Here is a 24,673-nt window from a genome sequence, read left to right as displayed (position 1 = left end):
TGATGAATATTCTCGTGCTGTGCACCGGCAATTCGGCGCGCTCAATTTTGCTCGAAGCTATCTTAAACAGAGAAGGTGCAGGCCGCGTCACGACTTACTCTGCGGGATCACAGCCCTCGAACAAGGTTCATCCCTATTCGCTCAAGCTTTTGGCCGCCCATGGCTATGACACGTCACACGCACGATCCAAAAGCTGGGATGAGTTTGCGCTGTGTGATGCGCCAAAGATGGACGCGGTGATCACGGTCTGCGCTTCAGCGGCAGGGGAGACCTGCCCGATCTGGCCCGGAACACCTGTGCGGGCGCATTGGGGCGTCGATGATCCTGCTGCGGCTTGCGAGGCCGATTGGCCCGAGGCTTTTGAAACGGCTTACCGCTTGTTAGAATTACGGGCAAAAGCGTTTCTAAGCGCGCTTACTGCCGAGCAAACACCAAAAGATTTAAAATCAGCACTGGATGCTGTGGGGACACTTTCATGAAACAAAAACTAATTGCCGAAATGCTCGGAACCGCCTTTCTTCTCATTGGCGTGATTGGCTCTGGTATCATGGGCGAAACCCTGTCAGGCGGAAACACCGCCATCGCATTGCTCGCCAACGCGATCGCGACGGGTTGTATCCTTTACGGCATTATCACCTGCCTTGGCCCCGTGTCAGGTGCGCATTTCAACCCCGCCGTGACTCTATTTTTCACTCTGCGCAAAGAGCACGCTTGGAGCGCTTTTTTGCCCTATGTTTTGGCGCAAGTGGCCGGAGCCGTGCTGGGCGTTTGGGCGGCCCATATGATGTTTGATATGCCGATCGTGCAAGTCAGCGAAACCATGCACCGCACAGGTCTTGCCCAATGGAGTTCGGAGATCATAGCGACTTTTGGTCTGCTCTTTGTGATTGTCGGTGGTGTGGTTCATAAGCCCGATACAGTGCCGCCGCTTGTCGGCCTCTATATCACAGGCGCTTACTGGTTCACGTCGTCCACAAGTTTTGCCAACCCTGCCGTCACATTCGCGCGCGGATGGTCAGATACATTCGCGGGCATCGCGCCTCAGCATATTGTGATGTTTGTTATGATGCAGCTGGTCGGGGTCGGCATTGCCTATCTGGTCCTGCCGCTGGTCTTTTCAAAGGCCGATTAAGCCAGAGATGTCACCCAGAGCACAGTGGCGTCGTCAGCGCTGACCGAGACAACATTGTGCCCCATGGAGGCGTCATAATAGGCGCTGTCGCCGCGGCGCATCTCGACGGGTTCGTAAAACTCGGTGTAAAGCCTGATCACGCCCGTCAGCACATAGAGAAACTCTTCGCCATCATGGCGCACCCAGCCGTCAAACTCCTCCATACTGCGCGCCCGGATGCGGGCCTGATAGGGGAGCATCTTCTTTGCAGAGAGGCTTTCGGCCATAAGGTTGTGTTCATAGGTCGCCGTAATATGCCCAGCACCCTCGCCTGAACGGGTGAGGCTCATACGCGCCGTGGCCTGAGCGGATTGCGGCGGGGTAAAGAGCTGCGGCACAGATATTTCCAGCCCCAAAGCGAGCTTTTTGAGCGCCTCATAGGTCGGCGACATCTGACCGTTTTCGATTTTAGACAAAGTCGAGCGCGCCAGCCCTGCTTGCTTGCTGGCCTGCTCAAGCGTAAGCCCGAGGCTCTTTCGCAAGTCTCGCACGCGCGTGCCAAGGTCGATTTGCTCGGGCACAGGCACATCGCCACCTGCGCGCGCGATTTTGATCAGGGATTTTGGGTCTGCAGCATTTGTCATGGCGCTTTCATAGGGCCTTGCGCCGCCCGCGCCAAGCCCCTAGCAAAAGACCATGAACAGCATTATCGACAAAGGGCCTTTCGCGCCCTGCCCCGCGCCTTTCAATATGGCAGCTCATGTCTTGGGGCGCGCAAGCGCACAGCCTGACAAAGACGCTCTTACTGTGATGGGGCGCACTGAAGACACGCATTGGACGTATGCTCAGCTTGAGGCCGCTGTGCGCGGTACCGGCACAGGACTTTTACAGCTTGGCCTCAAAGCGGGTGATATTTTATTGCTGCGCTTAGGCAATACAGCAGAGTTTCCCATCGCTTATCTTGGAGCCATCGCGGTCGGGGTTATTCCTGTGCCAACATCCTCGCAGCTCACGCTTGGCGAGGTTGAGAAAATCGTTGGGACGCTCAAGCCAAAAGCCATTGCCAATGGCGCATCTGTCCCATCTCCCCTTAACGGCGCATTTCAGCGCATCAGCGAGGCAAATCTGTCAGAGATGCAGAGTTTACTGCCCTGTGAATATGCCATGGGTGATCCTGACCGCATGGCCTATATCATTTACACATCAGGAACTTCAGGCCGCCCACGCGCTGTTATGCACGCCCATCGCGCCATATGGGCCCGGCAAATGATGTTTGACGGCTGGTATGGTCTTCAGGAGAACGACAGGCTTTGCCATGCAGGGGCCTTCAACTGGACCTATACGCTTGGCACAGGCCTCATGGACCCATGGACGATTGGCGCAACAGCCCTTATTCCAGAAGACGGGATTGCCCCGGACGCGCTCCCCAGTTTAATGAAGAGCCATCAAGCCAGTATTTTTGCAGCTGCACCAGGTGTTTATCGCAAGATACTGAAAGCTGGTGCTGCACTGGATGTGCCAACCCTGCGCCACGGACTTTCCGCGGGCGAAAAGCTGAGCGAAACACTGCGCAGCCAGTGGCAAAAGGCGACAGGCAGAGAAATCTTTGAGGCGTATGGAATGTCGGAATGCTCGACATTTCTGTCAGCCAGTCCTAAGTCGCCCGCCACAGGCGGCGCGCTTGGCTCGGTTCAGACAGGCCGCCACATTGCCCTACTCACAGAAGAGGGCATTGCCGAAAAAGGTGCGGTCGGCCAGATTGCTGTGCATCGCTCCGATCCGGGTTTGATGCTTGGCTATCTTGGCGCAGCCGAGGACACTGCCGCACGCTATCGCGGCGAGTGGTTTCTCACGGGGGATCTTGGGATTTTGTCAGAGGATGGCCAGATCCACTATCAGGGACGCAACGACGATATGATGAACGCGGGGGGGTACCGCGTCTCGCCCCTAGAAGTTGAAGCGGCTCTGTTGAGTGCGCCCGAGGCCCAACAGCTGACTGCGCTGGCCGTTTCTGATGTGGAAATTAAGCAAGATGTGCGTATCATTGCCGCCTTTTATACCTCGGAGGCCGAAATAGACGAAGCCGCTCTTGAGGCTCAAGCTGAAAGCCGGCTCGCCGCTTACAAACGACCCAAGCTTTACAAACGCATTGACGCCATGCCCCTTGGCCCCAACAACAAACTGCGCCGAACCGCCTTGAAAGACTTTCTCTAAAGCACGCGACGTATTTAAATCAGATCTCGCCATATGGGTTTTGCTTTGGAGCGAACGCAGATAGAGAGAACGCGAAAGGCAGTCCCATGATCAAACTCGATATTATTTCTGACCCTATTTGCCCGTGGTGCTATATCGGCAAAGCGCATCTTGATCGCGCGCTAGAGCAGCGCCCCGATCATCCCTTTACGATTGAGTGGCATCCGTTTCAGTTGAACCCGACCATGCCCAAAGGCGGCATGGACAGACGCGAGTATCTTGAGACCAAATTTGGCGGCAAAGACGGCGCGGTGCGTGCCTATGCCCCCGTTGTCGAGGCTGCCGATCGCGCGGGCCTCAAAATTGACTTTGAAGCCATGCAAACAACTCCAAATACCCTTGATGCCCACCGGCTCATTCATTGGGCCGGAATCGAAGGTCGCCAAACGCCTGTCGTATCAGCGCTCTTTAAAGCCTATTTTAAAGAGGGCCGCGATATTGGCAGCCATGAAGTCCTCGCAGATGTGGCCGATAGTATGGGAATGGATGCGGCGCTTGTGCTGAAGCTGCTTGCCACCGACTCCGACCTTGAAGATATCAAGGCGCGTGATACGCATTCTCGCGAAATGGGTGTGAACTCTGTGCCGACCTTCATTGTCGCAAGCCAACACGCCGTTCCGGGCGCACAGCCACCCGAGCTCTGGCTCAAAGTGATGGACGAGTTGATCGAGGCACAGGGCGAATGACGCTCTCGACACGCTCTATTCTCCTCCTGCTTGCGTTGGTTGTGGCTTCTGGCACAGTGTTTTTCCGTCTCGTCGAGGGGTGGAGCTGGATTGATTCATATTTCTTTACCGTGGTCACGCTGTCCACTGTGGGCTACGGCAATCTTGTCCCAGCAACCGTGCTCGGCAAGATCGGCACCACTGTCTTTATCTTTACGGGCCTTGGGATCTTTGCCTTAGCCATTCAACAATTCGGACATTTTGCGTTTCTCAAACGTCGTAAAAAGGCAATCCACCCAAGGCACGAGGCCAGAGAATGAGCACGCTTCGCATGGGGAAAGCCGAGTTTATCGGCCTAATGGCCATGATGTTTGCCATGACCGCTTTCTCAATTGATGCAATGCTCCCTGCCCTGCCTCAAATCGGTCAAGAGCTCAGCCCTGAAAACCTAAATGCCGCGCAACTGATCCTGACATCCTTTGTGCTTGGCATGGGCATTGGCACCTTTTTCACAGGACCACTCTCAGACAGCTTCGGGCGTAAACCTGTGATCTATGCTGGCATAGCGCTTTATATGGTCGGCGCTGTTCTTGCTTGGGCAGCACAGACCCTTGAGCTGGTTTTGGCCGCCCGCCTCGTACAAGGGCTCGGTATTGCGGGGCCAAGGATTGTCTCGATTGCCATTATCCGCGACTTGTTTTCAGGCCGCCAAATGGCCAAACTGGTCTCAATTGTGATGATGATCTTTACGCTCGTCCCTGCCATTGCGCCGCTTATCGGGGCGGGGATCATTGCCTTCACTGGCTGGCGGGGGATCTTTGCGGCCTTTATTATATTTGCCTGTTTGGTCACAGGCTGGTTCGGTTTGCGCCTTGAAGAGACCCTTCCCAAAGCTCAGAGACGGCCCTTTGAAGCCAGTAAGCTCAAAGGCGCATTGAAAGATATGCTCTCCTATCCCGTGGTTCGCAGCGTCCTTATTGTCCAGACGCTGTGCTTTGCGGTTCTCTTTGCGGCGCTCTCTTCTGTGCAACCGATCTATGACATCACATTCGAACGCGCAGAGAGCTTCCCTTACTGGTTCGGGCTTGTGGCAATCCTTGCAGGCAGCGCCAGTATTTTGAATGCAATGCTGGTTGTGCGCCTTGGGATGCAATATCTCACGACAGTGACCCTCGTGGTTCAAGTTGGCCTCTCGGGTGGCATGATCCTGCTCACTTTCCTGACCGTTTCGCTTGATCTCTACTTTGGCCTATTCGTATTTTGGCAATTTTCGCTTTTTGCCATGGCGGGTCTGACCCTCGGCAATCTGAACGCCATGGCGATGGAGCCGCTTGGCCATATTGCAGGGCTTGCCGCCTCAATCCTTGGGGGCACCTCGACTGTCTTTGCGATGGTGTTTGCCGTTCCGATCGGACTGGCCTTTGACGGAACGCCGCGCCCCGCAGCGGTTGGGGTGTTTTTGCTCTGCGTCGCGGCGCTTTACTTTATGCTCAAGCTAGAGCGGACACCACGCGTGCAGCACGGACGAAAAACTGATTAGCAAATATAGGTTTAACTGTGTTGGCCACACTGTAAGTGTCTGCAAAATTTTTCTGTATACTTTTGCATACCGTCTTTCATTTGAGCGTGATCTGGTCTAAGAGACGGGGGAATATCTGAATCGTAACACCTGATCGAGAAGGATCTGAGATGGCCGACACACATACACCCGATATCATTTACACAAAGGTTGACGAAGCCCCCGAGCTTGCCAGCGCATCGCTCTTGCCGATTATCAAACGCTTTGCCTCAGCAGCCGACATCTCTGTTGGCACAAAAGATATCTCGCTTGCGGGCCGTATCCTCGCGGCCTTCCCCGATCACCTCACAGATGCGCAGCGCCAGTCTGACGATCTTGCCGAGCTTGGCGAATTGGTCAAAACGCCCTCTGCCAATGTGATCAAACTGCCAAACATCTCAGCCTCCGTGCCTCAGCTCGTGGCTGCCGTAAAAGAGCTTCAGTCCCAAGGCTATGCGCTGCCTGACTATCCCGAAACGCCCTCAACAGACGCCGAAAAAGCCGTTCGTGCCACGTACGATACGCTCAAAGGCTCTGCCGTGAACCCCGTTCTGCGCGAAGGCAACTCTGACCGTCGCGCCGCCGTTGCCGTCAAAAACTACGCCCAAAACAACCCGCACCGCATGGGCAAATGGACAGCCGACAGCAAAACCCGCGTGGCCGCCATGTCAGGTGGTGATTTCTTCTCAAACGAAGTGTCAGCCACCCTGCCTAAAGCCGCGACCGCCAAAATCGTTCTCGAAACCGCCTCAGGCGAAACGGTTCTGAAAGACGGTGTCGCCTACCCCGCAGGCACAGTTGTCGACGCCACCTATATGAGCGCCGCAGCGCTCGGCAGCTTCCTTGCAGATGAAATCGAAAAAACAAAAGCCGAAGGCACGCTCTTCTCGCTTCATATGAAAGCCACGATGATGAAGGTCTCCGACCCGATCATCTTCGGCCATGCTGTGCGCGCCTTCCTTGCGCCCGTCTTTGAAGCACATGGCGACGCTCTTAAAGCCCTTGGCGTGAACCCCAATTCAGGCCTTGGTGATCTTCTCGCGCGCGTCAAAGACAACGCCGCTATCATGGCCGCAATTGAGGCTTGCATGGCGGATCGCCCGCCGATGTATATGGTCGACAGTGACCGTGGCATCACCAACCTTCATGTGCCCTCAGATGTAATCATCGACGCTTCCATGCCTGCGCTGATCCGCGCGGGAGGCAAAGGCTGGGGCCCTGACGGCCAAGAAGGCGATGCCAACTGCGTGATCCCCGACAACTCCTATGCCCCCGTTTATGACGAGAGCATCAAGTTCTTCAAAGAAAACGGCGCCTTGAACCCTGCCACAGCCGGCACAGTGCAAAACATCGGCCTCATGGCGCAAAAGGCTGAGGAATACGGCTCACACCCGACCACATTTGAGTTGCCTGAAGACGGCACCGTAAAGATGATCCTTGATGATGGCACGGTCTTGCATAGCCATACAGTCAAAGCTGGCGACATCTGGCGCTCGGCCTCCGCGCGCCAAGCGCCGATTGAAGACTGGGTGAACCTTGCCATTGATCGCCAGCGCGCTACGGGCTTCCGTGCGATCTTCTGGCTTGACGCCGCCCGCGCGCATGACGCCGAGCTGATCAAATATGTAAAGCCGATCCTTGAAGCCAAAGGCGTTGCCGAAAAGTTCGAAATAATGGCTCCGCGCGAAGCTACCCGCGCTTCGCTTGAGACAATTACAAAAGGTGAAAACACCATCGCGATCACAGGCAACGTGTTGCGCGACTACCTGACCGATCTCTTCCCGATCCTCGAGCTGGCCACATCGGCTAAAATGCTCTCGATCGTGAAGCTCATGCAGGGCGGTGGCCTCTTTGAAACAGGCGCTGGCGGCTCTGCTCCCAAGCACGTGCAACAGCTTGACGCGGAAAACCACCTCCGCTGGGACAGCTTGGGCGAGTTCTGTGCCCTGGGTGAAAGCTTGCAGTTCCTAGCTGACGCCAAAGGCAACGAAAAGGCCCGCGTTCTGGGCAAGGCTGTTGATGCCGCGACGCAGGGTATCCTCGATGACAATCGCTCGCCTTCGCGCAAAGTCGGCGAGCCGGACAACCGCGACAGCCATTACTGGTTTGCCCGTTATTGGGCCGAGGCCTTGGCCGCACAATCAGAAGATGCTGCCCTTGCGGCAGAATTTGCGCCTATGGCCAAAGCGCTGGCCGATGGCGAAGCCGCTATCATCGCTGAACTTGCCGCCGCTCAAGGCAAACCCGCAGATACGGGCGGGTATTACCACCCCAACGCTGAGAAGCTCGCCAGCGTGATGCGCCCAAGTACGACGCTCAACGCGATCATCGGCTAAGTCAAAAAAAGGGGCTCATCACAAAAGATGCGCCCCTTTTTCTCAGGGCTTTAATCGCCTAGCGCTTTTGGGTCCGCTGATAAAGTTTGGCGATAATACTACTGCCAGTTTTCTCAAAAGCGGCGGGGATGATGGCGTGAACGAGCGCAGCCCCGGCCGCCAGAGCAAGCCAACCTGAAAACCACAGTGCAAAACGCATATGCTCCAGATAGCTTTCGTTTACAGACTCTGGATGGTTCAAAAATAGCTTCGCAATCATGTCGACACTCCTGTTTCGCGGTTTGAAACCTTATAACCGACCACAGCTTTAATTTCGTCCCAAAGTGAAACCCCTGAGCTTGTATTTTGGGATTTTTTCACGCATTACTAATACTTAATGGGACAAGATGAAATAGACCGCAAAATTCTTCGCCAACTCCAGCGCGACTGCAATGTCTCGCTAGATACGCTTGGTCATGACGTTGGCCTGTCGCGCAACGCTTGCTGGCGGCGCATCAAACAGATGCAAGAAGCAGGCCTGATCCGCAAGCGCGTGGCCCTGCTTGAGGCTCAAAAACTCGATCTGGGCCTGACCGTCTATATTCAGGTGCGGGCCGAAAAACACACGGCCACTTGGTCTGAAGCCTTTGCCCGCGCCATGCGCGCCATTCCGGAAATCACGGGCGTTTTTCGAATGTCAGGTGATCTTGATTATCTCATTCGCGCCCATGTTTCTGACATGACAGGCTATGACAGACTCTATCAAAAGATGATCGCAGACGTGTCCATGGCGGATGTCTCCGCAAGCTTTGTCATGGAGAGCATCAAGGATACAACAGAGCTCCCCCTCTAAAGGATTACCCCATGCCCTATATTTACCTTGCCATTGCCGTCGCCTTTGAAACCATAGGAACCTCGGCTATGCAGGCCAGCCAACAGTTCACGCGGCTCTGGCCCTCGGTTCTGGTTGTGCTCGGCTATGCAATCAGCTTTTACTTCATGGCACTCACCCTACGCTATATGCCCGTCGGGATCGTCTATGCGCTTTGGTCGGGCCTTGGCATTATCTTGATCGCCCTCATAGGCTATGCCGTCTTTGGCCAAAAGCTTGATCTCCCCGCGATCACAGGGCTGGGCCTGATCATTTCAGGCATCGTCGTCATCCAGTTGTTTTCAAACACAACAGCTCACTAAGCCCTCATCGCTTTTTTCTTTCCGAAAATATCCTGGGGGTCTGGGGGCAAAGCCCCCAGCTTGGCGACGCCGCAGGCGGCGCAATCCCTCAGGCCTTGGAGCTCATCCGTTTGATCAGGCTCGATGTGTCCCAGCGGCCGCCACCCATTTTCTGAACATCTTTGTAAAACTGGTCCACAAGGGCCGTCACAGGCAGGCTGGCCCCGATTTCATCGGCCGTTTCCAGACATATCCCGAGGTCCTTGCGCATCCAGTCCACAGCAAAGCCGTGGTCGAACTTTCCGTCCAGCATGGTTTCATGACGGTTGCTCATCTGCCAGCTGCCCGCAGCCCCCTGCGAAATAACCTCAACAACATCGCGGCCGTTGAGGCCCGCCTCCTGCGCAAAATGCAGTGCTTCAGACAGCCCCTGAACAAGACCCGCAATCGCGATCTGGTTGCACATCTTAGTCATTTGCCCGGCGCCACTCTCGCCAATCCGGCGGCAAATCCGTGCATAAGCCGCAATCACCGGCTCGGCGCGCGCATAATCCGCCATATCACCACCACACATCACAGACAGCACACCGTTTTCGGCGCCCGCCTGCCCACCCGACACAGGCGCATCAACAAAGGCAACGCCGCTCTCTTTGGCCAGATTATAAAGCTCTGCCGTCACTTTGGCTGATACAGTCGTGTGATCAACAAAACAGCTCCCCGCATCCATGCCAGCAAAAGCGCCGTCGTCGCCAAGACAAATAGCGCGCAAATCGTCGTCATTGCCCACGCAAGCCATCACAAACTCGGTGCCCTTGACCGCTTCGCGTGGCGTGGCCGCGGCCTGTCCGCCATACTGGGCCGCCCAAGCGTCTGCTTTGGCGGCTGTGCGGTTATACACCACGACATCATGACCGGCCGCTTTCAGATGCCCTGCCATCGGATACCCCATCACGCCGAGTCCTAAAAAAGCGATTTGCGCCATTGTCTTTCCCCTTGCATTCAAATGTCTTATCGTTTGTGTCGGGCAGAGGGGCAATTGGCAAGTCAAAAGCCCTCAATATGACAAGGGACGGTCTATGCTATTAGTGTTTCGTTGGTTGCTGCGGATTGCCTCCGTGTCGATTGTGTTTGCAGTGCTTGCGCTGCTCGGGGTGTATTACCTCGCCTCACGTTCTTTGCCTGACTACAACAAAAACCTCGACGTCGCGGGCCTAACCTCTCCCATCCGGATTTTACGCGATCATTCGAATGTGCCTCATATATTTAGTGAGGACGGCAAGGATGACGCCGCTGTCTTCTTTGGCTTAGGCTATGCCCATACCCAAGACCGTCTATGGCAAATGACCGTGATGCGCCGTACCGCGCAGGGGCGCCTATCTGAGGTCTTCGGCGCGGCGACGCTGCCTGTTGATAAGCTGTTGCGCCGTTTTGATCTCTATTCCTTGGCTCGCAGCTCCGTTGAGGCGCAGGACGCAGAGACCCTCGCCGCACTTGAGGCCTATGCCGCAGGGGTCAATGCCCGACTGGCTGAGATCAACAATAGCGCCCTCGGGCGTGGTGCGCCTGAAATGTTTCTTTTCAATGCGCCGATTTCTCCATGGCGGCCAGAAGATTCGATCGCCATCCTCAAGCTGATGGCCGTTCAACTCTCAGGCCATGCCGAAGAGGAAATCCTGCGCGCTCGCACCTCTCTATTGCTGAAAGATGAAAAACGCTTGAGCGATTTGCTCCCAGATATGCCGGGCACAGGCCTTGCAGCCCTGCCCCAATATGCCAGCCTTTTTCCATCCTCCAAGTTTCCAGTTCAAACCGCCGATGCAAAGGCCTGGCCCAACCATCCGCTCTCGCCGTTTCTGCCGCGCGCTCTGGCTGGTGCTTCAAATGCTTGGGCTGCCGCGCCTTCTCGCTCGGCCACAGGCGGCACGCTGCTCGCCAATGACCCTCACCTTGGCCTCACCGCCCCCGCGATCTGGTATCTGGCCCGCCTAGAGCTGTCCTCTGGCGGCATTATCGGTGCGACCATTCCCGGAATGCCGCTTATGCTGGTTGGCCGCAGTGAAACTCTGGGTTGGGGCCTCACATCCTCCTACCTTGATGATCAGGATATTTTTATCGAAGAGATCAACCCCGCAAACCGTGAGGAGTATCGAACTCCGGAAGGCTTCAAGCCCTTCGTGACGCGGCGCTCGATCATCAAAATCAAAGACGAAATGCCGGTTACGCTGACCCTTCACAATACAGAAAACGGCCCTGTGTTACCCTCCAGCTTTCGCAATGTTGGAACAGTGACCCCCGCAGGCCATGTTGCGGCCTTGTCTTGGACAGCGCTTGATCCTAAGGACACCTCTATGAGCGCAGGGCTGCGTATCATGCAGGCCCAAACGATTGATGATGCTTTAGCAGCCAGCGCGCTTTATATTGCGCCGTCTCAAAATCTGACCTTGGCTGACAAAAACAACATTGCAATGAAGACAATCGGGGCGATGCCGCGGCGTTCGGCCAAGGCCGAAAGTAAAGGCCGTATTCCATCGCGCGGCTGGTTGGCGGACAACCGTTGGCAAGGCTACTTTCCGACCACAGCCAACCCCGAATTCATTCGCCCAGCGGGCGGCATTGTCGGCAATACAAATAACAAACTGCTTGAACGCCCTTTCCCGCTTCATGTCTCTTATGAATGGGGGGATAGCCAGCGCATTCAACGCTGGCAGCGCCTGATGCAGGGCCGCAAAGCCCACAGCCGCGAAAGCTTCGTTGAGGCCCAGCTTGATATAACAAGCCCCACAGCGCGCACGATTTTGCCTCTGGTCGCCGCCGACCTCTGGTTTACAGGCGAAGCCGCACCCGAAGGCACAACAGAGCGGCAGCGCCAAATCGCGCTCAACCTACTGGCAAGTTGGACAGGCAGCATGAACGAGCATCTGCCCGAACCGCTGATTTATGCTGCATGGATGCGTTTTTTGCAGGAGCGCATTATTCGCGACGAGCTCGGACCTTTGGCGGAAGAGTTCACCCATATAGAGCCTTTGTTCATAGAGCGCGTCTTCCGCAATATTGATGGCGCAGGTGTCTGGTGCAACGTTATCCAGTCGTCAGCGACCGAAACCTGTGCCGATATTGCCCGTAAGTCGCTTGATGATGCGCTGATCTGGCTTGCTGAGGTCTATGGCACCTCAATTGAGGCACTCCGCTGGGGCGACGCCCATGAGGCAACACATGACCATCCGGTGCTGGGAGAAACCCCGATTTTGCGCTATTTTGTGAATATCCGCCAAAGCACATCAGGTGGTGATAACACGCTTATGCGCGGTCGCACCCGTGGCACAGGCCCCGAACCGTTTCAAAACGTCCATGCCGCAGGTTATCGCGGGGTCTATGATTTTACAGACCCTGACAGCTCGATCTTCATCACATCAACAGGTCAGTCAGGCCATCCGATGTCGCGACACTATGACGATCTCGCGCAGCTCTGGCGGCGCGGAGAGTATATCACCATGTCGCTGGATGAAGGCCTCGCGCGGGCCGCCTCTGTGGGCGAGACTGTCCTGACGCCAAAACAAGACTGAATAGCAAGATTGAGCGGCTCATCAAAGCCGCGCAAATTGCTCGGCTTGCTTGCGGGTCCATCTGACTTTCAGGGTATAGCCCTCATCGGTCTGGCGCTCGCCTTCGACAACACCTTGGGCGAAAAGCCACGCCCGCTTGCGCCCTTGCGCATAAGACAGGCTCAAAGCCTCGGTCTTTGCGCTGGCTTGTAGGGCGTTAGCGACAGCGTCCAGCAAGGTTTCAAGCCCGTCGCCTGTGACAGATGAGACTGCAAAGACAGTTTCGCTGCGCGCAGCCTGTGTTTCGACCGCCTCCTTGTCTTCTGTCTCAAGCAGATCTGTCTTATTGAGGACCTCATAAAGCGGCGTCTCTGCGTCTATTCCAAGGCTTTCAAGAATTTTGGTGACATCCTTGGCCTGCGCCTCGCTTTCCGAATGTGCAATATCGCGCACGTGCAAAATCAGATCGGCGCTCAAAACCTCTTCCAAAGTAGCACGGAAAGCCGCCACAAGCTCGGTCGGCAAATTAGAGATAAAGCCCACCGTGTCAGACATGATAACCTCTAACCCTGACTCACCCAATGTGACTTTGCGCATGGTCGGGTCAAGCGTTGCGAAGAGCATATCTTTGGCAAAAACATCCGCCCCCGTCAGGTGGTTGAACAGCGTTGATTTACCAGCGTTGGTATAGCCGACAAGCGCCACAATCGGATAAGGCACTTTCGCGCGGCTCTTGCGGTGCAACTCACGGGTTTTCACAACTTTGGACAGCTGACGGCGCAGACGCACAAGCTGGTCGTCAATCGCTCGGCGGTCTGCCTCGATCTGGGTTTCCCCAGGCCCGCCGACAAAGCCCAACCCGCCCCGCTGGCGCTCAAGGTGTGTCCAGGCTCTCACCAGCCGCGTGCGCTGGTAGCTTAAAGCTGCCATCTCGACCTGTAATACCCCTTCACGGGTGCGCGCCCGGTCCGAGAATATCTCGAGAATAAGGCCCGTGCGGTCCAATATCTTGACGCCCCACTTCTTCTCAAGGTTGCGCTGTTGAACGGGGCTCACAGGCCCGTCAATCAAGACAAGCTCAACCTCGCCCGCCTCAAGACGCTCTTTGATTTCGTCAAGCTTGCCCTTGCCAAACAGCATCCCAGCGTGCGGCTTTTTGAGCTTCACAACTTCGGAGCCGATGATGTCAAGCCCCGGCATAGCTTCGCCAAGCGCAACGGCTTCTTCAAGCGCGTGGGCCGGTGTGCGGTTCTGTTCGTCTCTGCGGATTTCGGGGTGAAGAACCCACGCCCTCGTCAGCGCCGGATCATGTTCGCTCACTGAGCTTCTTCACCCTCATAAAGAGAAATCGGTTGCGCGGGCATAATTGTGCTGATCGCGTGTTTGTAGACAAGCTGGCTCTGGCCGTCGCGGCGCAAAAGCACGCAAAAATTGTCAAACCACGTGATCACACCCTGAAGCTTAACGCCGTTGATCAGGAAGATTGTGACAGGTGTCTTTGTCTTTCGGACGTGGTTCAGGAACGCATCCTGAAGGTTTTGACGGTCGGAAGCCATGGTTCTAATGCCTTATTGTCAGTTTCCGGCCGTTCTTCGGCCGTGTCGATATCTAATTATGTCTTGCAGCACAGGAACTTTAAACCCCCAAAACACGCAGCTCTATTATATATGTTGCACGCGCGCTTCACTTCCGCGAGAGGTTTCAATCTTGATGGGCCTCAGCCGCGCCACAAGGCTGGGTTGAAGAGGGCAATGATTGCCAGTGTCTCAAGCCGCCCAACAACCATAGCAGCGCAGAGCGTCAGCTTGGCTCCCGCGCTCAATTGGGCCAGCAGTATAGGAGCCTCAGGAGCCGCCTGAACCAGAGGCCCCGTTGTCGAGAGCGCCGCAACAGCCAAAACAATTGCATCTTCAAAGCCAACACCTGTGGAGGTTAGGATCAACGTCACGAAGGCCATGGAAAGCGCAAAGAGCATAAAGAATATCCATGCGATATACGCCCCCTTAGAGCGGATGCGGCGGCTCTGGCTGCTGGCGCGGCCAACAGAGGACGGATGTACCAACCGTTCCATTTCTCGCAGGCCGTTGAGATATAGCGCATATACCCGTAAGAGTTTCACGCCACCTGCGGTTGTCGCGACACCGCCCCCAATAAGAGACAACCCCAGCAGAATCAACCCGGGCGCACCAAGGCCCGACCAGCCTCTTGCGGCCGACCAATCGGCACTTTGAAAGCCGGTGGTTGTCAGAAAAGACAACACAGTAAAAAAGCTTCCCCAAAGCGCGTGCAGCGCAGCAATCAGATTTTCCTCTTGCGACACTTCAAAGGACGCCAACCAATGGCGCGAAAAAAGCAAAAGCGTCACCCCGAAGACAATCAACATTCCCATTCTGAATTCGGGGTCGTTGTGCAGGCCATGGCGGCCTGTCGTGATTGTGTCGGTGGAAAAGGTAAGCCGTGACAGGCCAAAGAACATAAACAGAAATATCAAAAATTCTCCGCGTATCCCCGACACACTCCCCTCAAGCCCGCCTGTCGCCGAAATCCCGCTGGTCGAGAGGGTTGCCATAGCATGAATGACCGCAACGAGCGGTTCATCACCACTGATCATGAGGCAAATGCCCAAAACAGCCGTTAAGCCGATATAGAGCGGAGCAAGCCCCGTCAGACCGCGCATCAACCGTGTGGCATCCGTGGTGGGAGCATACCGCTCCATCGGACTATCTCCGCGCCCGGGTTCGGCAGACGCGGTGACTTCAAATCCGCCAAGCGCCAAAGGTGCCAGAACCGCCGCAGCGGTAATCCAGACAAACAAGCCGCCAAGCCAGCCGACCTGCGCGCGCCACAGATGCATGGTGCCTGAAAGCCGCCCCGGCTCAAACAGCGGTGCGCCTGTTGTGGTAAAGGCTGACACCATCTCAAAATAGGAATTGAGAAAGCTTGTGGTCTGAACCGCTTCATAAAAGGGCACAGCCAACATCAGTGGCAAAGCAAAATACGCTGCTACAACAGCGGCAAGGCTGCCAAGGCTGCTACGGCGGTGCGCCCGCCCCGAACTCAGCGTAATGACAATCAACGAACACACAAACACCCCAAGTGTTCCCGCATAGAAAAACACCCGCGCTTCATGATGGTTGTTCCAGTTGAGTGCGTGAACTGCAGGCGCATACATCGATAGAGACGCCAGCAGCGTCAGTTGCAAAAACAGGGGGATTTCTGCGAGACGCTTCATCCTTAGAAAAAGTCGATCGTGACTTGAAGCAAGCGTTCCACCTCTGGCACATCTGCGGCCATGGCGAAGAGCACAATCACATCGCCCTCTTCGACGCGTGTGCCACCCTGTGGCTTGATCACCTCGCCATTTTTCATCAAGGCACCGATCAATACCCCCTCTGGAAAATCAATATCGCGGATAGCCTGCCCCGAGATCGGCGAGGTCGACAAGACTTCGGCCTCAATAATTTCGGCTTCAGCATCCCCGATCGAATAAACGTCTTTCACACGGCCATGCCGGATATGGCGCAAAATCGAGCTGACAGTCGTTGCACGAGGATTGATATAAGCATCAATACCCATAGGCGCCATCAGCGGGATCAGGGTCGGATCATTGATCAGGGCAATGGCCATTTTGCACCCCTCACTTTTGGCGCGCACCGCGGCCAGAAGGTTGGTTTTGTCGTCATCGGTCACGCAGAGCACCGCATCCGCCCGCTCGATGTTGGCCTCTGCCAAAAGCGCAACGTCAAGACCGTCCCCATTTAGTACAATCGTGCGCTCAAGCGCGTCGGCGGCCTGTTCTGCCGTAGCGCGGTTGCGCTCGATAACCTTGGCTCTAATGCGGTTTTCGTGCTTCTCAAGCGCCTGTGCCACCGTCAAGCCCACATTGCCGCCCCCGATCAGAACCACGCGCTCCTGCTTGGCCGAACTTTTGCCAAAGACTTCCAATGTGCGGGGCACATCCTGACGCGCAATACAAAGATAACATTCATCCCCGACAAAAAGCTGATCGCCTGCATCAGGCGCAAACAAGCGCCCTTCGCGGCGCACACCAATCACAATCACTTTCAAGGTCGAGAATAGATCCGACAATTGCCGCAAAGGCGTGTTCACAACAGGGCAATCTGCCTCAAGGCGAATACCCAAAACCTGCGCCTTGCCGCCCATAAATGTCTCAATGTCAAAGGCAGATGGCGCAGACAGCCGCCGCAGCGCAGCTTCGGCCACTTCTCGCTCAGGGCTGATCACCACATCAATCGGAAGGTGGTCACGACGGTAAAGATCAGAGTAAATCGCCGTGAGATAGCTCTGCGAGCGCAGTCGCGCGATCTTGCGGGGCACCGCAAAGATCGAATGCGCGACCTGACAGATCACCATATTGACCTCATCAGAATGTGTCGCAGCGATCACCATATCCGCATCGCGCGCGCCTGCCTTCTCAAGAATATCAGGGTATGAGGCAAAGCCCGCAAAGCCCTGAACATCAAGCGTGTCCATAGCGCGCCGAACAAGATCAGGGTTGCTGTCAATCACCGTTACATCATTGGCTTCGCCAGAGAGATGACGCGCAATTTGCCAGCCGACCTGCCCTGCACCACAAATAATAACTTTCATAAGTCGTCCCCAATCCTTGGTGCGGTTTCGTGGCAGATGCGCTTCAGGCCGTCAATTCCTTTGTCGGTCACAAAGCCACCCTCACAGGTGCTTCAACAGGCGCTTATTCTTCCTCACCGTCGCCCTCATGCTCCGCAATCCGTGCGCCAGAGCGGTTTGACGTAACAACACCAAGAGATTTGAGTTTGCGATGAAGGGCAGAGCGCTCCATCCCGACAAATTGGGCAGTGCGCGAGATATTGCCGCCAAAACGGTTGATTTGTGTCAGCAGATACTCCCGTTCAAACTCTTCGCGCGCCTCTCGGAGAGGCAAAGTCGCCATCACACTGGGCAAGACGATCTTGCCACTGTCTTCCCCAGATTGAAGAGCCTCCCCAGCAGACAGCTCTTTTGCGCCAATATCGCCGTTTCCATCGCCAAGGATCAATAACCGTTCAACCATATTCTTGAGTTGGCGCAGATTTCCAGGCCAAGTCATCGTTTGCAAAAGCGCCAGCCCGTCGTCACTCACGGCCCGAAGCGCAAGGCCCTGCTCCTTGTTTAACTGTTCGATAAAATGCGCGGCCAAAAGCGGTATGTCTTCACGCCGCTCTTCGAGCGAGGGCACTGCGATCGGCACCACGTTCAAGCGATGATAGAGTTCCTCTCGAAAGCGGCCCGCAGAAACTTCACTTTCAAGCGTCTTTGCGGTCGAGGACACAACACGCAGATCCACTTTAACTTTATGAGAGCCACCCACCCGCAGAAACTGCTGATCAACCAGAACCCGAAGCAGTTTGGATTGTGTCCCAAGAGGCAACTCCGCAATCTCGTCAAAATAGACAATCCCGCCGTTTGCCTCCTCCAAGAGGCCCATCTCTACGCCCTTTTCCGGGCTTTCGCGCCCAAAGAGCGCATTTTCCATCTGGTCTGGTTCAATCGCAGCACAGCCAACCGTCACAAACGGGGCAGAAGCCCGATTGGAATTGCTATGAATATAGCGCGCCGCCGTCTCTTTTCCCGCGCCAGACGGCCCCGTCAGCATCACCCGCCCGTTAGATTTTGTCACCTTATCAAGCTGGCTTTGCATGGTCCGAAACGCAGCTGATGCACCAATCATCTCTGATGGCACAGTCTCCTTGCGCCGCAGCTCTATGTTTTCGCGGCGCAGCCGTGATGTCTCCATAGCGCGGCGTATCACAACAAGAAGCTGGTCAATGTTGAAAGGTTTCTCGATAAAATCATACGCGCCCTGACGGATCGCGGCGACAGCAATCTCGATATTGCCATGCCCCGAGATAATCACGACAGGGACTTCAGGATAATCGGTTTTGACAGCCTTCAAAATGTCGATCCCGTCCATTTTGCTGTCTTTGAGCCAGATGTCGAGGATCAGCAGCCCGGGCCGCTTTTCATGTACCTCTTTCATGGCATCGTCTGAGTTGCCCGCAAGCCGTGTGGTATAGCCTTCATCTTCCAGAATATCAGAGATTAACTCCCGAATATCGCGCTCGTCGTCTACAATCAGAATATCACTCATGCTGCCCTCATTCCGCACTGGTCTTTTGTTTCATGTCACGTTCGCTGCCCACAGTCAGAGGCAGTCGGATCAGGGCCATGGCCCCGTGGTGGTCTTCCCCTTCGAAAAGCGCTGCATCCTCAAGCTTGAGTGTGCCGCCATGCTCTTCGATGATCTTTTTCACAATCGGCAGGCCAAGCCCTGTGCCCTTGTCGCGTGTGGTGACATAAGGCTCAAACAGCTTGGCGCGGTCTTCGGGAAGGCCAATGCCATTGTCTGAAATCGTAATTTCAGCCTCCGCCTCGCTGCGCTTTGCGGTGATCCTGATCTGAGGCGCAATACCGCCACCGATCAGTTCCGCTCGCGTCTCAATCGCTTCGCCGGCATTTTTGATCAGATTGGTCAAAGCCTGACCAATCATCGTCGCGTCATACTGGCCTTCAAGCGGCTCATCACCAAGATCGACCCTAAACATCACATCAGGCTGACCTGCCTTTTGAAGGGTGATCGCCCCGCTCAACAACACACACAGATTCTCTGGCCGCCGTTCCGGCTCGGGCATCCGCGCAAATTTCGAAAATTCATCAACAATGCGCCGCAAGTCATTGGTTTGGCGCACAATAACATCCGTTAACTCTGCGAGTTTCGCGGCATCCGTCTCTGGTAACTCACGCGCAAACTTGCGTTTTATCCGTTCGGCAGAAAGTTGGATCGGCGTCAGCGGGTTCTTAATCTCATGGGCAATGCGCCGCGCAACATCGCCCCAAGCAGCCATACGCTGCGCACTCACCAGATCGGTGACATCATCAAAGGCCACAACATACCCTTCGATCTGCCCATCCTCGCCCTCGCGCACAGACATACGCACCAGGAGGTTCTCAAGCTGACCGCCTCGTGTCACTTTGACTTCTTCTTGAACAATCCCGCTGCTGCTTTGCAAAACAGCCTCAAACACAGGGCCAAACTCGGGCACAGCCACGCGAAGCTCCAAAGTGTCCTTGGCATTCTCCCAGTCCAGCAATCGCTCCGCCGAGCGGTTCACAAAGGCCACGCGCCCGTCAGGGTCAAGCCCGACAACGCCTGACGTCACAGAGCTGAGAACAGAGTCAAACAGTCTGCGCCGCCGTTCGATTTGCTCGGTGTTTTCCAACAGACGCTCGCGCTGGCCTTTGAGCTGACGCGTCATCTGATTGAACAAACGGCTGAGCTGACTGATCTCGTCCTCGCCCTCTTCTTCGATCACCTGCGTATCCAGATTACCTTCGCCGACACGCTGCGCCGCACTGGTGAGCCGCCCCACGGGGCGCGAAAGGCGTTCGGCAAACCAAAGCCCAAGCCAGACGGCCGCCAGAATAAGGATCACAGCAAACCCGAGATAGACCAACCCGAACTGGAATAAGACTTGCCCGCGATCACTTTCCAACTGGTTGTAAAGACGCACATTTTCTTGCGTTTCACTCAACAGGTTGAGGATCTGCCCGTCCACATCCCGGCTCACATAGACAAGCCGGTCGGGAAAGGTCGCCAAAGGGACAATGGCGCGAAACTCGTTGTTGTTCCAATCCTGAATAACCGCGATTCCAATCTTGCGGGCCTCTTCGATCTGCTCGGCGGTCGGCTTTTCAAAGTTAAACAAATAAGAGCGCTCGCCCCGCGCTTTCAGCTCGCCAACCCCGTCAATCACATAGGCTTCGCGCATATCAGGCTGAAAGCGTTGCTGCCCAAGTGTAAGAACTTCGCGCAAGTCAGGGTCGCGCATAAAAGGCGAGAGAGAATGCTCAAAATCAATCCCCCGCGCCAAAGACTGGGCATTGCGCATGAGATTGTCGCGATGTTCGCCCTCATAGGCCTCCGCCGCCGACAGTGACGAGCCAACCACTTGGCGCACACGGTCAGAAAACCAGCCCTCAAGACCAAGGTTCACCGTCAAAACCGCAAAAATCGCAACTGTAACAGTCGGAATGAGCGCCATGATGGCAAATACGCCAGTCAAACGCAGGTGTAAGTTGGAGCCGGCAGAGCGCGAGCGCCGCGCCGCGATCATCTTTGCCACGCGCTGCATGACAAGTGCCGCAACCAGCAGCACATAGACAAGGTCGGCAAGCAAAACAATCCGAAGCGCCGGCGAGCGGGCGCCTTGGTCAAACGGACCAAAAACCAAGAAGGTCGCCAGAACAAGAACAGGGCCAAGTATCACCAACCCAAGCGTCGCAAAGTTCTGAACACGCCTGCGTCGCCGCAGCTTGCTCAAACTATTCCAGCTTAACTTATGCATTCGGGTGGCCACGCCTAAGCCCCCGCCATACTGTATCGCATCAGTCCTCAACCGCCATATCTGGTGGCTTAAACCCCGCATGATGCAAGGCCGCCACGCTTCTGTTGCGGTTTTACATCAATTTGCGGCGGCGTGTCACGCTTATATCGAGGTCAGTGATCTTCTTTCTCAGCGTATTCCGGTTGAGGCCCAGCAAATCGGCACATTTGGCCTGATTGCCGCCTGTCGCATCAAGTGCAATCTCGATCAGGGGCAGCTCCATTTCCCTCAAAATGCGCGCATAAAGCCCCGGAGGCGGCAAAGCATCACCATGCAAATCAAAGTAGCGCTTCACATGGCGCGCAACGCTTTCCGCCAGCTTCTCGTCAGACAAAGCGCCAAGGCTCGGCGCCAAAGCAGGCTGCGCCGCAAGCGCGCTCGACACTTCAGCCTCACTGATTTCGCCGCTGCGCGCGGTCAGCGCCAGACGTTCCACAGTATTAGCAAGCTGGCGCACATTTCCAGGCCAGCTATAGTGCCTGAGCGCTTCCAAGGCCGCTGGCGCAAAGCCATGCGCCGCGCCTGTGGCACGGCTCTGGCTGAGAAAATGCTCGGCCAATAGCCCGATGTCTTCAACCCGCGCCCGCAGGGCAGGCAGCGTCAAAACCGCGCCATCCAAGCGATAAAATAGATCATTGCGCAGCTTTCCCTGCGCCATGGCCTGTGACAACTCCATCTGCGATGACGCCAAAAACCGCGGCCCATTTCGCCCCGCTGCATCCATAAGATGGACCGCCTTCATCTGGTAGGCATCTGGCAAATCGCTGATCTCTTCAAACAAAACAGTGCCCTGCCCCGCCTCTGCCAGAACATCTGCCAAAGCGCCCGTCTTGCCAAAGGCGCTTTCCGTCAACACGACAAAGGGCTGGTTGCGCCTGTCTGACATATCGTGAATGACCCGCGCGACAAGCGATTTCCCCGCGCCGCTTTCGCCCGTTACGATCACAGGCAAATTCGAGTTCAAGACCCGTGCCACAAGCTTATAAACCTCCTGCATCGGGGCAGATCGGCCCACCAGCGGGAGTTCGTTGGCCTCGGTGGCTGCACTGGTCGCGCGCCCGCCGCCGCGTTTGCGGCTCACATCGAGCGCCTTCGCCGTGCGCTTCATCAGATCGGGCAGGTCAAAGGGCTTTGGCAGATAATCAAAAGCTTCCGCCTCGGCGGCTTTGATCGTCGTCATGATTGTGTTTTGCGCGGAGATCACAATCACAGGCAAATCCGGCCTGTCAGCCGCAATTTTAGGCAGCATCTCAAGCCCGTTCCCATCTGGCATCATCACATCCGTGATCACAACATCGCCAAGACCCTCCCCGATCCAGCGCATCAACGTGGTCAACGAGCTGGTTGCCTGAACTTTACACCCAGCTCGCGTTAAAGCCTGAGTCAAAACTGTTCTGATGGTGCGGTCGTCATCCGCCACAAGCACTGTGCCATCCATCTAACTCTCCTTTTCAGACGATTGTGGGGCGCGCGGCAAAGACAGACGAAACACCGTCTCTCCTGGCACCGAGCGCACCGAAACCCAGCCCTCGTGAGCGGCCATAATTTTTGCAGTCAGCGCGAGCCCCAGCCCTGTCCCGTTTTCGCGACCGGACACAAAGGGCTCAAAAATGTCATCCAGCATATCAGGCGCAATCCCGCAGCCATCATCAATCACTTCGATCTGAAGCGGCAACGGTTGCCCAAGCCCGTCATCCGTGCGCAGCCGAAATCCGTGTTCATAAGATGTGCGCAGCCGAATAACGCCCCCCGCCCCGGCTGCCTCAGCCGCATTTTTCAAAAGGTTGAGCAAGACTTGCAACAGCTGGTCCGCATCGGCCCAAGCCTCGGGCAAGGACGGGTCATACTCTTCAATGATCTGAACATCCGCTCCAACCCCAAGCTGAGCAGAGCGGCGCGCACGGTCCAGCACATCATGTAAATTGACAGGGGCCCGCTCGGGCGGGCTTATGTTGCCAAACTCCTCCACCTGATCCAGAAGCTTCACGATTCTGCGGCTTTCGGCCACAATCAAATCCGTCAGTTCCAAATCATCTCCGCGAAGCCCCATAGACAAAAGCTGCGCGGCGCCCGTGATCCCCGCCAGCGGGTTCTTGATTTCATGCGCCAGCATCTCTGCCATGCCGATCACAGAGCGCGCCGCCGTCTTGGCGCGGCGCCCTTTGGGCAGGTTGCTCACTTGCGACAGTGGCGTGATCAGAAGCAGCATCCGCTCCGCCTCATAGGGCGCAAGCTGTAAGTCACACCGCTCAAGGGCACGCCCCGCCCGCGCCAGCCCGACATCCCGCACAAAGAGCGGGGCGTCCTCGCGCCGGGCCCGCTCAAAGGCCTCATCAAGCGCATTTTCAAAGCTCACAGCTTCAAACAGTGGTTTGTGTCTCAAGCTCTTTTCTGACCCAACCAGTAGTTGTTCGGCCGCTGGATTGACCGCTTCAATACGATCATCAGCCCCGATCAAAAGCGCAGGCAAAGGCAAAGAGGCCCAGAGCTTGCCGTCCTCCGTCATGCCGCGCTCCTGTTCTGTAGCGCCAAGGGCAGCAAGCGCAAAACCTCTGCTGTGTCCGTCGCAGTCAATACCTCGCGCCGCAACGGCAGCGGCGTGTTCGCCACATCCATATACCAGCCCAGATGCTTGCGCGCGCCGCGCAGGCCCAGATCGCTGCCATAAAACATTAGCATCGCCTCGTAATGACTTAATACCATGTAGCAAAATTCACCCTCAGTCGGGATAGTGGGGGCAGCAGCACCACACAACTCATGTGCGATCTGTTGCAAAATCCAAGGGCGCCCCTGTGCGCCGCGCCCGATCATCACGCCATCCGCCCCTGAGGCGTCCAGCGCTTTGCGCGCATCCTCCGTGCTGCAAATATCGCCATTTGCAAAGACGGGGATACCCACCGCCTCTTTCACCGCCGCGATCGCGCCCCAATCCGCGCGCCCCTTATAAAACTGACAGCGCGTGCGCCCATGGATCACCAAACGCGTCACGCCGGCACCCTCCGCGCGCCGCGCCAACTCGGGCGCATTCAGGCTATTCTCGTCCCAGCCGAGCCGCGTCTTGAGTGTCACGGGCAGATTTACAGCCGCCGTCACCGCCTCGATCATGCGCAAAGCATGGTCCAGATCGCGCATCAACGCCGAGCCAGACAAGCCGCCAACAACTTTCTTGGCTGGGCACCCCATATTGATATCAATCACTTGCGCGCCATTGTCGGCCACCATCCGCGCCGCTTCCGCCATCCAGTAAGGATCGCGTCCCGCCAGCTGAACAGCCGTATTGGCGCTGTCAAAGCCAAGCTCTGCTTTTTCGCGCACGCCCTTCTTTGCCTGCACCATTTCTTGACTGGCCACCATTTCGCTCACAACAAACCTCGCGCCAAAAGAGGCGACAAGGTTGCGAAACGGCAGATCTGTGATGCCGGCCAGTGGTGCAAGCGCAACTGGCATATCGAGAGGCAGGTTTTGGCTGGTCTTTTGCATTTTTATGTCCGCAACTTCTCTTAAGCCCTATGGGTGTTTTCATATAGGTCTCAAGCCCTTACGCTTGCCCACCTCGGCGCATCAAAGCTATTGCACAAAAATTAAGCAGATTGCACGTTATTTCATCGCATTGCCCTTCTGCCTGCCGGTGTT

At 56.0% G+C, this 24,673-nt stretch carries 22 protein-coding genes; 10 read left to right on the top strand and 12 right to left on the bottom strand.

All coding sequences use genetic code 11. From position 1 onward, the window contains the following. Positions 1-2: 2 nt before the first annotated feature. Together ACTF58_RS00210 and ACTF58_RS00205 are read left to right on the top strand one after the other, a co-directional pair. Complete coding sequence (locus ACTF58_RS00210; RefSeq protein ID WP_438990129.1) at positions 3-479, top strand: arsenate reductase ArsC; 477 nt, start codon at positions 3-5, stop codon at positions 477-479. After that, a complete protein-coding gene (locus ACTF58_RS00205; RefSeq protein WP_438989943.1) occupies positions 476-1,132 on the top strand; it encodes an aquaporin in 657 nt (218 codons plus the stop codon). Before ACTF58_RS00210 ends, ACTF58_RS00205 begins: the two co-directional genes overlap by 4 nt. Here ACTF58_RS00205 and ACTF58_RS00200 read toward each other — a convergent pair. Beyond that, complete coding sequence (locus tag ACTF58_RS00200) at positions 1,129-1,755, bottom strand: helix-turn-helix domain-containing protein (protein WP_438989942.1); 627 nt, start codon at positions 1,753-1,755, stop codon at positions 1,129-1,131. The two genes, ACTF58_RS00205 and ACTF58_RS00200, sit on opposite strands and share 4 nt — an antisense overlap. Positions 1,756-1,807: 52 nt before the next feature. Here ACTF58_RS00200 and ACTF58_RS00195 point away from each other — a divergent pair, with 52 nt between their 5' ends. The 5 genes from ACTF58_RS00195 (at position 1,808) to ACTF58_RS00175 (ending at position 7,923) form a co-directional block, all read left to right on the top strand. Beyond that, a complete protein-coding gene (locus tag ACTF58_RS00195; RefSeq protein ID WP_438989941.1) occupies positions 1,808-3,325 on the top strand; it encodes a class I adenylate-forming enzyme family protein in 1,518 nt (505 codons plus the stop codon). Between the two features lie 86 nt (positions 3,326-3,411). Then, positions 3,412-4,050: a DsbA family oxidoreductase gene (locus ACTF58_RS00190; RefSeq protein WP_438989940.1), complete on the top strand. Its 639-nt coding sequence runs from the start codon at positions 3,412-3,414 to the stop codon at positions 4,048-4,050. Next, positions 4,047-4,349: a potassium channel family protein gene (locus tag ACTF58_RS00185; RefSeq protein WP_438989939.1), complete on the top strand. Its 303-nt coding sequence runs from the start codon at positions 4,047-4,049 to the stop codon at positions 4,347-4,349. Before ACTF58_RS00190 ends, ACTF58_RS00185 begins: the two co-directional genes overlap by 4 nt. Continuing rightward, a complete protein-coding gene (locus tag ACTF58_RS00180; RefSeq protein ID WP_438989938.1) occupies positions 4,346-5,569 on the top strand; it encodes a multidrug effflux MFS transporter in 1,224 nt (407 codons plus the stop codon). Before ACTF58_RS00185 ends, ACTF58_RS00180 begins: the two co-directional genes overlap by 4 nt. A 149-nt stretch (positions 5,570-5,718) precedes the next feature. Next, positions 5,719-7,923, top strand: coding sequence for an NADP-dependent isocitrate dehydrogenase (locus tag ACTF58_RS00175; RefSeq protein WP_438989937.1), 2,205 nt, complete (start codon positions 5,719-5,721; stop codon positions 7,921-7,923). A 58-nt stretch (positions 7,924-7,981) separates the two neighbouring features. Here ACTF58_RS00175 and ACTF58_RS00170 read toward each other — a convergent pair whose 3' ends face one another. After that, complete coding sequence (locus ACTF58_RS00170) at positions 7,982-8,182, bottom strand: DUF6356 family protein (RefSeq protein ID WP_438989936.1); 201 nt, start codon at positions 8,180-8,182, stop codon at positions 7,982-7,984. 117 nt (positions 8,183-8,299) lie between these two features. On the opposite strand from ACTF58_RS00170, the gene ACTF58_RS00165 reads away from it, so the two are divergent. Next, positions 8,300-8,755, top strand: a complete 456-nt coding sequence (locus ACTF58_RS00165; protein WP_438989935.1) for an Lrp/AsnC family transcriptional regulator — start codon at positions 8,300-8,302, stop codon at positions 8,753-8,755. An 11-nt stretch (positions 8,756-8,766) separates the two neighbouring features. Continuing rightward, a complete protein-coding gene (locus tag ACTF58_RS00160; RefSeq protein ID WP_438989934.1) occupies positions 8,767-9,096 on the top strand; it encodes a DMT family transporter in 330 nt (109 codons plus the stop codon). Between the two features lie 88 nt (positions 9,097-9,184). Here the strand turns inward: ACTF58_RS00160 and ACTF58_RS00155 are convergent, their stop codons facing one another. Next, entirely contained in the window at positions 9,185-10,057 is an 873-nt protein-coding gene (locus tag ACTF58_RS00155) for an NAD(P)-dependent oxidoreductase (protein ID WP_438989933.1), read from the bottom strand. Between the two features lie 94 nt (positions 10,058-10,151). Between ACTF58_RS00155 and ACTF58_RS00150 the strand changes: the two genes are divergently transcribed. Next, the gene (locus ACTF58_RS00150) at positions 10,152-12,638 is read left to right on the top strand and encodes a penicillin acylase family protein (RefSeq protein ID WP_438989932.1); all 2,487 of its coding nucleotides are present in this window, start codon (positions 10,152-10,154) and stop codon (positions 12,636-12,638) included. 21 nt (positions 12,639-12,659) lie between these two features. On the opposite strand, the gene hflX is transcribed toward ACTF58_RS00150, so the two are convergent. The 9 genes from hflX to dusB all read right to left on the bottom strand — a co-directional run bounded on the left by hflX (position 12,660) and on the right by dusB (position 24,520). Beyond that, a complete protein-coding gene (gene hflX / locus ACTF58_RS00145) occupies positions 12,660-13,937 on the bottom strand; it encodes a GTPase HflX (RefSeq protein WP_438989931.1) in 1,278 nt (425 codons plus the stop codon). Beyond that, positions 13,934-14,173, bottom strand: coding sequence for an RNA chaperone Hfq (gene hfq, locus ACTF58_RS00140; RefSeq protein WP_089891201.1), 240 nt, complete (start codon positions 14,171-14,173; stop codon positions 13,934-13,936). Before hfq ends, hflX begins: the two co-directional genes overlap by 4 nt. A gap of 161 nt (positions 14,174-14,334) precedes the next feature. Beyond that, on the bottom strand, positions 14,335-15,789 hold the full coding sequence (locus tag ACTF58_RS00135) for a TrkH family potassium uptake protein (protein WP_438989930.1): 1,455 nt from the start codon (positions 15,787-15,789) through the stop codon (positions 14,335-14,337). A gap of 62 nt (positions 15,790-15,851) precedes the next feature. Continuing rightward, a complete protein-coding gene (gene trkA / locus ACTF58_RS00130; protein ID WP_438989929.1) occupies positions 15,852-17,228 on the bottom strand; it encodes a Trk system potassium transporter TrkA in 1,377 nt (458 codons plus the stop codon). Positions 17,229-17,331: 103 nt separating this feature from the next. Further along, a complete protein-coding gene (gene ntrX / locus ACTF58_RS00125; RefSeq protein ID WP_438989928.1) occupies positions 17,332-18,747 on the bottom strand; it encodes a nitrogen assimilation response regulator NtrX in 1,416 nt (471 codons plus the stop codon). A 7-nt stretch (positions 18,748-18,754) separates the two neighbouring features. Further along, entirely contained in the window at positions 18,755-21,001 is a 2,247-nt protein-coding gene (locus tag ACTF58_RS00120; protein WP_438989927.1) for an ATP-binding protein, read from the bottom strand. 112 nt (positions 21,002-21,113) lie between these two features. Then, positions 21,114-22,478 (bottom strand): response regulator, encoded by a 1,365-nt coding sequence (locus ACTF58_RS00115; RefSeq protein ID WP_438989926.1) that lies wholly within the window; start codon positions 22,476-22,478, stop codon positions 21,114-21,116. Next, positions 22,479-23,546 carry a two-component system sensor histidine kinase NtrB gene (locus tag ACTF58_RS00110; RefSeq protein ID WP_438989925.1) on the bottom strand — a complete coding sequence of 356 codons (1,068 nt, stop codon included), beginning with the start codon at positions 23,544-23,546 and terminating at the stop codon, positions 22,479-22,481. Continuing rightward, positions 23,543-24,520, bottom strand: a complete 978-nt coding sequence (dusB, locus tag ACTF58_RS00105) for a tRNA dihydrouridine synthase DusB (protein ID WP_438989924.1) — start codon at positions 24,518-24,520, stop codon at positions 23,543-23,545. The genes ACTF58_RS00110 and dusB overlap by 4 nt, the downstream gene beginning before the upstream one ends. Positions 24,521-24,673: the final 153 nt, after the last annotated feature.

The sequence above is a fragment of the Lentibacter sp. genome (assembly GCF_965657785.1).
In the GTDB taxonomy this organism is placed as follows: domain Bacteria; phylum Pseudomonadota; class Alphaproteobacteria; order Rhodobacterales; family Rhodobacteraceae; genus Lentibacter.
Note: the sequence above shows the minus strand (reverse complement) of the source record. Positions and strands in the feature narration are given on the sequence as shown.